At 41.8% G+C, this 12,153-nt stretch carries 9 protein-coding genes; 5 read left to right on the top strand and 4 right to left on the bottom strand.

What is annotated here, in order from left to right; translation table 11 throughout:
* Window positions 1–11: 11 nt before the first annotated feature.
* From ACED20_RS08475 to ACED20_RS08460, 4 genes are all read right to left on the bottom strand, one after another.
* A complete protein-coding gene (locus ACED20_RS08475) occupies window positions 12–659 on the bottom strand; it encodes a 50S ribosomal protein L25/general stress protein Ctc (protein WP_345766758.1) in 648 nt (215 codons plus the stop codon).
* Between the two features lie 55 nt (window positions 660–714).
* Window positions 715–1,653: a ribose-phosphate pyrophosphokinase gene (locus ACED20_RS08470; RefSeq protein ID WP_294200288.1), complete on the bottom strand. Its 939-nt coding sequence runs from the start codon at window positions 1,651–1,653 to the stop codon at window positions 715–717.
* A gap of 84 nt (window positions 1,654–1,737) precedes the next feature.
* Window positions 1,738–3,270: a G-D-S-L family lipolytic protein gene (locus tag ACED20_RS08465; protein WP_294265000.1), complete on the bottom strand. Its 1,533-nt coding sequence runs from the start codon at window positions 3,268–3,270 to the stop codon at window positions 1,738–1,740.
* A gap of 9 nt (window positions 3,271–3,279) precedes the next feature.
* Window positions 3,280–4,512 (bottom strand): OmpP1/FadL family transporter, encoded by a 1,233-nt coding sequence (locus ACED20_RS08460; protein ID WP_294200285.1) that lies wholly within the window; start codon window positions 4,510–4,512, stop codon window positions 3,280–3,282.
* A gap of 273 nt (window positions 4,513–4,785) precedes the next feature.
* Between ACED20_RS08460 and ACED20_RS08455 the strand changes: the two genes are divergently transcribed.
* From ACED20_RS08455 to ACED20_RS08435, 5 genes are all read left to right on the top strand, one after another.
* On the top strand, window positions 4,786–6,234 hold the full coding sequence (locus ACED20_RS08455; RefSeq protein ID WP_294221042.1) for a regulatory iron-sulfur-containing complex subunit RicT: 1,449 nt from the start codon (window positions 4,786–4,788) through the stop codon (window positions 6,232–6,234).
* The gene (locus tag ACED20_RS08450; protein WP_378104169.1) at window positions 6,227–6,691 is read left to right on the top strand and encodes a gliding motility lipoprotein GldH; all 465 of its coding nucleotides are present in this window, start codon (window positions 6,227–6,229) and stop codon (window positions 6,689–6,691) included. Before ACED20_RS08455 ends, ACED20_RS08450 begins: the two co-directional genes overlap by 8 nt.
* A gap of 6 nt (window positions 6,692–6,697) precedes the next feature.
* Entirely contained in the window at window positions 6,698–9,076 is a 2,379-nt protein-coding gene (locus ACED20_RS08445; protein ID WP_294238059.1) for a transglycosylase domain-containing protein, read from the top strand.
* Between the two features lie 75 nt (window positions 9,077–9,151).
* Window positions 9,152–10,693, top strand: a complete 1,542-nt coding sequence (locus tag ACED20_RS08440; RefSeq protein ID WP_295213326.1) for a YdiU family protein — start codon at window positions 9,152–9,154, stop codon at window positions 10,691–10,693.
* A 157-nt stretch (window positions 10,694–10,850) separates the two neighbouring features.
* Window positions 10,851–12,125 carry a DUF6080 domain-containing protein gene (locus ACED20_RS08435; RefSeq protein WP_295213323.1) on the top strand — a complete coding sequence of 425 codons (1,275 nt, stop codon included), beginning with the start codon at window positions 10,851–10,853 and terminating at the stop codon, window positions 12,123–12,125.
* The last annotated feature ends 28 nt before the right edge of the window (window positions 12,126–12,153 follow it).

Here is a 12,153-nt window from a genome sequence, read left to right as displayed (position 1 = left end):
ATAAGAAATTCTTATTCTGCTGCAGTTTCTTCAGCTGCCGGAGCCGCTCCTCCTTCTTCTGCTGCAACTTCTTCTTCATCTTCATCGTCCATTGCTGCTGCACCTCCTTTCATTGCATTTCTAGACATCTTCACAGCTACAACAACTGCATTGTCAGGGTGCATGAAAGAATATCCTTCTGCCTTGATTCCTCCTACATAAAGTTTGTTTCCGATTCTTAATGGCGTAACATCCACAACGATTTCGTCTGGTAAGTTAGCAGGAATCGCTTTTACTTTAAGCTTTCTGAAAGACTGACGAAGAACACCACCCGCAACAACACCTTTGGAACGACCTGTAATTCTTACAGGAACTTCCATAATTACCGGCTTGTCTTCCGCTAACTGGTAGAAATCCGCATGAAGGATTTTGTCTGTAATCGGGTGAAACTGAATATCCTGAAGAACAGCCGGAATTGTTTGACCATCAACCTCAATAGATACCGTGTGTGCTTCAGGAGTATATACCAAACCTTTGAACGATTTCTCTGTAGCAGAGAAGTTCAATGGCTCACCACCTCCGTAAACAACACAAGGAACTAATTCAGCATCACGTAAAGCTTTTGTAGACTTTTTGCCCACGCTTTCTCTTTTTGTACCTTGAATTGTAATAGATTTCATTTATAAAAATTTAAAAAATTGTTTGAAATTAATCTTGCAAACCCCTATAAATCAGTTAAATAACAAACTTACTGCTAATTGACTGATGCTCATGAACCATCTTCATAACGTCTGCAAATAATGGGGCGCAAGATAGCACTTTTATTTTAGATGACAAATTATTTTTAACAGGAATGGAGTCAGTTACAATCACTTCCAGCAATTTCGAGTTCTCGATATTGTCGTAAGCCTTTCCTGAAAGCACGCCGTGCGTAGCCATGGCCCTTACGGATTTTGCTCCTTTTTCCATCAGGATATCCGCAGCTTTACAAAGTGTTCCCGCCGTATCGATCATGTCATCAATCAGGATTACATTCTTTCCGACTACGTCCCCGATCAGGAACATTTCTTCCACTACATTTGCCTTTTTTCTTTCCTTGTAAGCAATTACTACATCTGCGCCCAGGTGACCGGCATAGTTTTTTGCTCTCTTGGCTCCTCCCATATCCGGAGAAGCAATGGTAAGGTTTTCCAGGTTCAGGTCTCTGATGTAATCTACAAAGATCGTGGAGGCATACAGGTGATCCACAGGAATTTCAAAGAATCCCTGAATCTGGTCTGCGTGAAGATCCATCGTCATGATTCTTGTAGCCCCTGCCGCGGTCAGAAGATTGGCAACCAACTTGGCACCGATCGGCGCTCTCGGCTTGTCTTTCCGGTCCTGTCTGGCAAGCCCGAAATAAGGAAGCACTACCGTAATGCTTTTGGCAGAAGCTCTTTTTGCGGCATCAATAATGAGAAGAAGCTCTAATAAATTGTCTGCCGGCGGGAATGTAGAGGCTATCAGGAAAACCCTTCCTCCCCTTACGGATTCGTCCAGAACCGGCTCGAATTCTCCGTCACTGAAGGTCTGAAAGTTGATTTTCCCTAGTTCCTTCCCATAATATTGGGCAATTTTTTCTGCCAAGTCCCGGCTGGTCCTTGTGCAAAACAGATAACTTAACTGATCGGCCATTTTTACTTTTTAAAGATTTTGCAAATTTAAAAAAAAACCACAAGAATTACTCCTGTGGCTTCTAAGTTTTTATTTTACCCGTGCTTAAGGGAATTTAACTCCCGAATATTTGTTAGGATCTACCTGAGGCAAAGTAGATTTATACTTATCATTAATTGCTTTGATAAATTCGTTGGCAATTAAGGCATATCCTCTTCCGGTAAGATGTACTCCATCCAGGGAGAAGGTACCTCCGGTCACGAATTTTGCAGAATAACGTACACCGTCCCACGAAATTCCGGACTGTCCGTTCAGATCAACCATTTTCTTATTCGCGTCCACGAATGCAAGTCCGTAAGTATCTGCCAATCCTCTGATCGAAGAGTTGTATGCATCTACTGCTGTTTTTACGGCAGCTGCTTCGGTTTTTGTTAAGATATGCTGATTCTCCAAAGGATAAGAAATTCCGTACACGTTTAATCCAGCCGGTGCGTTTGTAGCTGTAGTTCCGATTACGGCTCTTGTTGTTAGAAGTACATAATCTTCAGCTGTTGCCTGCCTTGCCTGTCCGTAAATCTGCCCGTATGCAGTTGCTGCAGCTACACCGATCGATGGAGTAAGCGCAGCCGTAATTCCGGCAGACAAATTGGTAAGGGTAGCATCTTTTATCAGAACAGGATTACTGCTTGTCGAAGAAAGCACGTTAAGTCTTGTCCCTGCTCCCAGAGCGGTAAGCACCTGCTTCAACGGCCCATAGATATTGGTATTTAAAGCGGTAATATTTGAACCCAGCAATGTAGGCGTTAACGGATTGTAAGGTACCGTAGTAAAAAACGGAATGGATGTTATATAAGGGATATTTGCAATAACCCCTTTGTTTGCACCTCCTGCTTTTAATTTATCAAGACCTGCTTTAATGGCTCCTGCTACTACATTGGGATCTGAAATATCATTCGATCCGTAGGTTGCTACATTTACATTTCCGGTTTGGTTTACTCCTGCTCCTCCGCTTGTGGCATAGCTCAGCACATCATTGTTACCGATCCAGTAAGAGAAGAAAGTAGGCTTCTGCAATACCGCATCATCAACAACCGTAGAAGTAGCACTGGTCGAGAACCTTACGTAATAAGGATTCGCTGTTCCCAGTAAAATCCCTGAAGTATTTCCGTATCCCGGAGCTACCAGATGGAATGATTTTGCTCCCGGAACCCCGAAGTTATTCAGCTTTCCGGTAATTTTAGTCAGTACGTTTGTGGTAGGTGTTGCGGAGACATTGGTGATGTCCGGAGACCCGTTGGTGAATGATTTAATATAAAGCTTAGTTCCCTGTATGGTATTTCCCAACAATACCAATCCGCCGTTGTTATCTGCCATCAGCGGCTGTACGAAACTTCCTCCTCCGGCAAGCACCATCTGGCCGGCAATAATGTTCGGATAGGATTCGTTTTGGCCGTCCTGGTAAAGAGCGCCGTCTCTGTATCCTGAAGTGAGGGAATTTCCAATGGAAACATAATTGGAGAAATCTGCGTCACCTCTCGTTACCACAATATCCTTTACATCGTTATCAAATTTATCCTCACAGCCCGTCGTAAAAAGCAGTGCGGAAATAGCGAATGTAGAAATTATAATTTTTTTCATAGTCTTCAATTAAAATGGATTGTAAGATAAACCAAGTCCTAAATAGAATGCGGTTGCTTTAGCCTGTCCGTAGAAACCGAGGTTTTTATTGTTCACATTTCTTGCCTGCGGCATAGCATATCCTCCGGCTACATCCACACCAAACTGTTTCAGTTTGAAACCAACTCCGCCGGTTACTACATATGTATTGAAAGAAGGAGTTTCCGGAATGAAGTTTTCGTCAGAATAAGGCGATTCATCATAATAGGCTCCTAAACGCCCATAGATCATATCGGTGAAGGCATATTGGGTTCCCAATCTGAAAGTTTTGGAATTCCTGAAGTTTTTAGGAGAAACAGAAACCGTAGGATCTGCCTGGTTTCCGACAGGTGCTTTGGCAAAATCCAGTGTAAGCTGGGTATATCTGGACCATCCGTGATAGTTGAAATCTGCAGACACCAACCATTTCGGAGTTACTTTATAGGTTAAACCAACGGTATATTCTTCTACCAATGGTAACGTTGCCGTAAAGCCGTCTTTTCCTGAAGCATCCAATCCTAACAGAGGATAAATGGAAGCAGAAGGGAATTTAAAGGTAGCCGTTCCGTCTTTGGCCTTCATATCAACCGGTGAGCGGTAAGCCACACTTACATCGAGTTTAGGATCGGGTCTGAAATAAAATCCGAATCCGTATCCGTGTCCGCTTGCTTTGCTGTCAAGGTTAAGCTGTCCTCCGAACTGAGTAACGGCCTTATCCCAGTTTACGCTTCCCCGTGCATAAATGTAGCTTGCCCCAAAAGCCAGCCAGTCGTTGAATTTATAGGAAACCATAGGCTGGAAGTAAAAACTCTTCAGTTCTAAACGCTGAACCATTTCTTTACCTTCCCAGTCATTCGGCCACTCGATGGTGCTTCCGAAAGGGGTGGAAAAGCTGAAACCTACGGATAACTTCTCTATTGGCTTATACGTAATCGCCGCATAAATAGGTGTTCCCATAGGATTATCCGTCTCCGTACTCTGTAAAGTATTCAGGTTCTGGAATGTTACTTTATTGCTTGCTCCGAATCCACCTGCTACAATGCTCAGCCTGGAAGGAATGAATGACATACCCGCAGGGTTGAAGAACGCTACACTCGCATCTTCAGCATGCGCACTGGTATGTGCCATGGCCAACTGTTTTACCCCTTGCAGAGAAACCCTGAAGCCTCCCGCATAAGATAGAACGCCTGCCAGTAATGCAGTTGATACTAATATTTTTTTCATAGACTATTATTATATAACCCAAATATAAAATTATTTTGGTTACACCTGTTAATAAATCATAAAATTTTAAACGTTATAACAAAAGAAAACTATGTTTAAAATAACAACTAACCCCTACTCTTATTAATACGATCATTATGAAACAATTACCAACAATCGGATTACGAGTCATACGATTCGTTTAATATTAAACATTATGATTCCCGATTATTTGATTATTTTAGACCTCATAAAGATAAAAATCATAAATTTGCAAATTAAATATATCATTATATGAGTTGTGGATGTAAAACATCCGGCGATTCTGCACATTCTTGCGGACCCAAGAAGACCGCGAATGGCTGTGAAAATGTAAATACCTGTGGTAATAGTTATAAATTAAGTGTATTTGACTGGCTTTCCAACATCAACAATCCCGCACCGAACCGATGCGATTTTGTAGAAGTTAGGTTTAAAAATGACAGAAAATCGTTTTATAAAAACGTAAACAATATCCCTTTACATATAGGTAGCGTCGTAACAGTAGAATCAAGTCCCGGACACGATGTAGGTGTGGTAAGTCTCACCGGAGAATTGGTAAAGATTCAGATGAAAAAGAAAAAATGTTCTGAAGAATCGGCACTGAAAATATACCGACAGGCCAACCAGAAAGACCTTGAGGTCTGGCAGGAGGCACGGAAAAAAGAAGATAACATCAAATTAGAAGCCCGGAAGATCGCCTACCGGTTAGGTCTTGAAATGAAGATTACCGATGTTGAGTACCAAGGGGATGCTTCTAAAGTTACGTTTTATTATACAGCCGACAATCGTGTGGATTTCAGGCAGTTGATTAAAGAATACGCCGGTGCCTTCCGTACAAAAATAGATATGAAGCAGATCGGCTTCAGACAGGAGGCAGCAAAAGTAGGCGGGATCGGATCCTGCGGAAGAGAGCTTTGCTGTTCGACGTGGCTTACGGATTTCAGATCGGTAAATACCAATGTGGCCCGATACCAGCAGCTGAGCATCAATCCTCAGAAGCTTGCCGGACAGTGCGGTAAGCTGAAATGCTGTCTTAATTATGAACTGGACAGCTACCTGGATGCTTTAAGCAATTTCCCGTCTTCTTCAACTACATTAGACACGGAAAAAGGCAGAGCTTTCTGTATCAAAATCGATGTTTTCAAAAAGAAAATGTGGTTTGCCTATGTAGAAAATTCTATTGCCTGGTACGATTTTGATATCGATCTGGTAAAAAAATTAATCTCGAAGAACAAGCGTGGCGAGAAGACCCTTCCGCTTGAAGAGCTTAAACAGCCGGATACTCCGTTTGCAAGCATCGATCTGATCCAGGAAAACAACGTTGACCGCTTCGAGAAGAAAAACAGGAACAACAGGAATAAAAACCAGAACCGTTCAAACAACAATCCAAATAGCGGACAGAACAACCCGAACCAACAGGCTCAGAAGAAGAATACCAACAGGCCTGAGAGAAAAGATCGTCCGGAAAGAAACGACAAGTCTGAACGTCCTCAGAGACAGGAAAGACCGTCACAAAATACGAAAGGAAATGCAGCAGGAACCAGCCAGCCGAGACAGCAGAAACCTCAACCGGCTCAACAGCCCAAACCTCAACTTGAAAAAGTAGAAGCAGCGACCGGTTCTGAAGCAGAAAAGAAAACCAACCCAAATAAAAAGAAATTTAAAAAGAAGTTTCCTCCAAAAAAAGACAACAATGCGTAACATTTTAGGATTATGTACTCTTATTCTTTTCTTCAGCTGCCACTCTTCTCCGGAAGAAGAAGTCTTTATGAATTCCGTTGATAATAAATGGAATAAGAAAAGCGAACAAAAATTTAATCTTGAAATTTCAGATCCGCAAAATCCTAAAAATATTATATTTGTCGTAAGAAACAACAACGATTATCCTTACAGCAACATCCGGTTTATTGTGAATTTTACAGACCTTCAAAGTAAGAAAAAGCAAACCGATACGTTGAATTATGTAGTGGCGAAACCCAACGGCGAATGGCTCGGTACAGGATTCGGCGATACCAAGGAAACGTTGTTTCAATACAGACTGAATTATAAATTTCCGGCAAAGGGAAAATATGAAATCGGCCTTACCCAGGCGATGAGGAACGATAACCTTCCGGGAATTGAAGATATTGGAGTAAAAATAGAAACGGCTAAACCGTAATCATCAATGGAAGTGAACAAACAGAATACAGGAAATACAGGGAAAACCTTCCCTCTTCCTCCTAAAAAGAAAAATACCGCCTGGAAAAGGTGGGTGAAATTTATCTGGATCGGATTTTTTGCTGTAGTATTGGGTATTTCAGGACTTTTCTTCGCGGTATCCCAAGGTTTTATCGGGGAGATGCCGGATGTGAAAGAACTTGAAAATCCGGATATTTATGTGGCCTCACAGATTTATTCGTCAGACGGGGTTCTGCTGGGTAAATTCGAAAAAGAAAAGACACAGCCTATCATCTATAAAGATCTTCCGCCTTACCTTATTTATGCTTTACAGGCAAAAGAAGACGAGCGTTTCAAAGAACACTCCGGAATTGATCTGCAGTCCGTTGCAAGGGCTGTGGTGTACGGAGGCGGCCGTGGTGGGGGTTCTACCATCACTCAGCAATTGGCCAAACTGCTTTTCACAGGAGGTGCTTCTCAGAATAAAATTCAAAGGGCATTTCAAAAGCTGAAAGAATGGGTAGTCGCCGTAAGTCTTGAGAAAAGATACACCAAGGAAGAGATTATTACTTTATACTTCAATAAGTTTGACTTCCTTTTTAATGCCAACGGAATTGAAATGGCTTCAAAGATCTATTTTAATAAGAAGACCTCGGAGCTAACATTACCTGAAGCAGCAACATTTGTTGCGATGCTGGAAAACCCGAGAAAGAATAATCCTTACAGAAATCCCGAGAGAGCAAAAGTAAGAAGAGATGTTGTATTGGATCAGATGCTGAAAACAGGCTATATCGATCAGGCTACTTTTGATAAAGCTGTAGCTACACCGATAACGGTTGATTTTCACCCTATCAACAATATTACGGAAGGCTATTCTGCTTACTATAAATTCTATTTGAAAAAAGAAATCGACAAATATCTTGACGATTATGAAAAGGAGACCGGTAAAAAATTAAACCTTTATAAAGACGGGCTTAAAATATTCGTTACGTTGGATTCCAGGATGCAAAAGTATGCGGAAGATGCAATCAGGGAACACTTAACCGATCTTCAGAAAAGATTTGATGCCGAGCAGAGAGGCCGTAAAAACTGGCCGTTCTATTACCTGAATGATAAGCAGGCAAACGACCTGATGCTTCAGGCTATGAGAAGAACGGGACGTTATAAATTATTGAAAGCAGACAAAATGCCGGAGGATTCTATTCTAATGGAATTCAAAAAGCCTATTAAAATGTCAAGATTTACCTGGGCAGGAGAAGAAGAAGTGGAAATGTCGCCGTGGGATTCGATCAGATGGCATAAAAAAGTAGCACAGGCAGGTCTGATGTCGATGGTTCCGGGAACCGGAGAGATCAAAGCCTGGGTTGGTGGCATCGACTGGCAGCACTTCCAGTACGACCATATCAAACAAGGGAAAAGACAGGTAGGTTCCACCTTTAAGCCTTTTGTGTATGCAACGGCAATCATGAAATTAGGACTTACTCCTTGTTCTACCATATCAAACGCAAGTTTCAATAAAGGAACCTATCATGTTCCGGGGAGAGGAGGCATGCTGACCTTAAAAGATGCCCTGGCATTTTCACAGAACCCGGTAGCCCTTCGTCTTGCTGAAATGACCGGTACGCAGAGTGTGATCCAAACCGCAAGAGACCTTGGGGTAACGGAAGAAATTTCCACCAGTTTACCGATGGCATTAGGTGCTTCAGACATTACCATCTATGAAATGGTGGGTGCTTACAGTACTTTCGCCAACTACGGGAACTATAACAAACCGGAAATGATCTGGAGGATTGAAGACGCCAACAGCAGGGTAATCAAAGAAGTAAACGTAGAGCCTAAAGAAGTCATGAATCCACTGTACGCTTACACCATGATCGAGCTGATGAAAGGCGTAGCGCAATACGGAACCGCTTCGGGAGAATTAGGCAGAAAAGGAATTTCAAAAGATATCGAAATTGCCGGTAAAACCGGAACCACCCAGAACAACTCCGACGGATGGTTTATGGGAATCGTACCTAAGCTGGCAACAGGAGCCTGGGTAGGATGGGAAGACCGGGCCACCCACTTCTTCGGAACAGGAGAAGGTCAGGGAGCGAAAATGGCGTTGCCGATCTGGGCCATCTACATGAAGAAGGTATGGGCAGACAAAAGCCTGAAGATTTCTCCGGACGATAAGTTTGTGAAACCTTCGGAATGGAAAGACGGATGTTCGAATCTTAACGGATTGCGTTCAGGATACGGAGATGATGGCGGCCTGCAGACGCTCGACGAGATCAAGAATCCGAAACCAGTCGATCCGAGCGGACCGAAAAACCCCGGGAAGAAAGAGGAAAATATCAATGAAAATCTAAATACAGGGGAAGATATCGACTTCAATAATAAATAGATTCTCTTTTAGAAATATACAGGACCTTTCAATGATTTGGAAGGTCCTTTCTTTTTTAATTAATACCTTTGAAGTATGAATATTGAAAACATAACTCAACCTTTTATAAAAAAATTTCCCGGAGATTTTTCTGGCAATACCCTGCAGCGGAATACCCCAAAAGTACTTTTTTCCACTGTTGCGCCTGCCGGTTTCGATCGTCCGCAACTGATTGTTTTTAATGAAAAACTTTCTGAGGAAATCGGACTGGGAAAGTTCGAAGAGAAAGATTTAAATTTCCTGGTAGGCAATCAGCTCCCTGAAAATATTAAAACCTATGCTACCGCTTATGCGGGCCACCAGTTCGGAAACTGGGCCGGTCAGCTGGGTGACGGAAGAGCCATCCTCGCCGGGGAAATCACCAATCATTCGGGTGAAAGAAATGAAATCCAGTGGAAAGGTGCCGGAGCCACTCCTTACTCCAGACACGCCGACGGACGGGCTGTGCTGCGTTCTTCTGTAAGGGAATATCTGATGAGTGAGGCCATGTTTCACCTGGGAATTCCGACCACCCGTGCATTAAGCCTCGCATTTACCGGAGAGGATGTTCTCCGGGACATCATGTATAATGGCAATCCTGAACTGGAAAAAGGTGCGGTAGTCATCAGGACCGCCGAGAGCTTTCTCCGATTCGGGCATTTTGAGCTGATGTCCGCCCAGCAGGAATACAAGACCCTACAGGAACTTGTGGATTTTACCATTGAAAACTATTTTAAAGAAATCACCTCTGAAGGCGAACAAAAATACAGGGACTTTTTTGAAAATGTCTGTCGGAGAACCGCTGACCTGATGGTGGAATGGTATCGCGTAGGATTCGTCCACGGGGTGATGAATACGGATAATATGTCGGTTCTGGGATTAACGATCGATTACGGGCCCTACTCTATGATGGATGAATACAATTTAAACTTTACTCCCAATACCACCGATCTTCCGGGAAGGAGATATGCTTTTGGAAAACAGGGACAGGTTTCGCAATGGAACCTCTGGCAGTTGGCGAATGCCCTTCACCCATTAATAAAAGACGAAAAATTCCTGGAAGAAATACTAAATGACTATGGAAGCTATTTCTGGGAGACCCATGACCGGATGCTTTGCAGAAAATTCGGGTTTGATCAGTTGCTAACGAATGATGAAAAGTTTTTTACCTCTTGGCAGAGCTTAATGCTGGATCTTCAGCTCGATTATACATTGTTTTTTAATCAGCTTGAAAAATATGATGCAGCCTTGGATCTTAAAAAACAGTTTGAGCATGTTTCGTATACGTTTTTAAATGAAGAGGATGTAACAAAGCTTGAGGATTTTATACAGAGCTACCAAACCAGACTTGAGAAAAATATTATCTCCAAAGAAAAATCTCTTGAGTTGATGCGCAAAACCAATCCGAAATTCATTCTGAGAAATTATCTGCTGTATCAATGTATCGAAGAAATTAATGACGGAAAAATGGAAATGCTTGACAAGCTGACCCGGGCGCTGGAAAATCCTTACCAGGAAATCTACCCCGACTTTTCTGTAAAAAGACCTTCAGGCTACGATGATATTTCAGGATGCTCCATGCTTTCCTGCAGTTCGTAGTAAAACTTATTTAATCAGAGTACCTTTAAGATTGAAAAGACTTTTGATCAGAATAGAATTATGAATTTTTCCGTAATTATAACGAATATGCTTTATAATACAAAAACCCGTCATTTCTGATGGGTTTTTATCTTTATTTTTGCAAAAACTTCCAAGCGTGTCAAAGTTCAAAACAAAATTCGTCGATTTTTTTAAGCTGATTTTTCCTTCTACGGGAATCGAGCTGATCATTTTCCTGTTCTTCCTGGTGGTGTATGGATACCTGGGATCCTACATTGCGATTCACCACAAAATTATTTTCGACGCCCGTATTCCCTGGGATGCGTATTTCAGCTTTGACAACAAGTCAATCGTCATGACGGGCGGGAGCTTTGAAAGACATCCTTTGTCCTATTATTTCTTCAACTGGATCCGTGAACTGGCATTGCTGTTTTCCGATGGGAAAATGGATGGCAATTTCCGCTTTGTCCTGGCCTGGTTCAGCAATCTTGCCGTAAGCTTAAGTGTTCTTCAGGTTTTTAAATATCTTAAGAATATCATCGGCCTGCCTTTAGTTTTTACGGTCCCTCTGATCCTGTTTTTCGGAAGCTTTTCTACAACGATTTTACTTTCGTTTACCCCCGAAAATTTCACTTATACTCTTTTTCTCTTGACCTTATTTCATCATTACGCGGCCATCAAACTAAAAAAGGAGGAGAAAATTCCGGCACTGGCACTGGCTCTTTCAGGAATTACCATCGGCGGTTTAACGGTAACTAATATTGTGAAGGTTTTTATTCCCGTTGCTTTTGAAAAGGGCCTTTTCAGAAGCTGGAAAAAATTCGCAAATGCTGCTTTCAGGGTTATTTTTACCTGTATCTGCTTTATTCTTTTGTATCTGAACAGAATTGATTTTAAATATGAAAATATATTCAGCAAGACGAATGAGCAGTATGAAAAATTCTCCAATGTAAATGCTACACCGACCTGGGACATGATCCTATCCTACTTTTTCGGGGGAAATGTCCTTTTCTCAAATTTCATTATCCGCGATAAGCACAATATGAACGGCTATCATTATAAAGGCATTATTATGGATGTTTACACTTCATGGATTCCTTATATTTTCATTGCCGCATTATTAGCACTGATTTTTTGGAGTTATTTTAAAAATTTCAGAAATAAACTGATTCAGGTGCTGATGATTTCCTTTATAGTGGATATCATCATACACTGCATCATGAGATTCGGACTTCACACATCATTTATTTACGGCGGGCACTTTGTTTTTGTATATCCGCTACTGCTGGGCTGGCTGTTTTACAGTTACCGGCAATCCCCCAAAATGCTGTCTTTTTTAACGGCTTTATGCTGTATTCTATTCGTTTATCTTACAGCCAATAACTATCTGCGAATGACTGAATTTTTCTGGTTTCTGAAAATGTATTATTAAAATTTTCATCTTAAAATTCAGCAGGAAT

The sequence above is a fragment of the Chryseobacterium sp. sg2396 genome (genome assembly GCF_042610505.1).
Lineage (GTDB): Bacteria > Bacteroidota > Bacteroidia > Flavobacteriales > Weeksellaceae > Chryseobacterium.
This window is presented reverse-complemented; position numbering and strand designations above follow the sequence as displayed.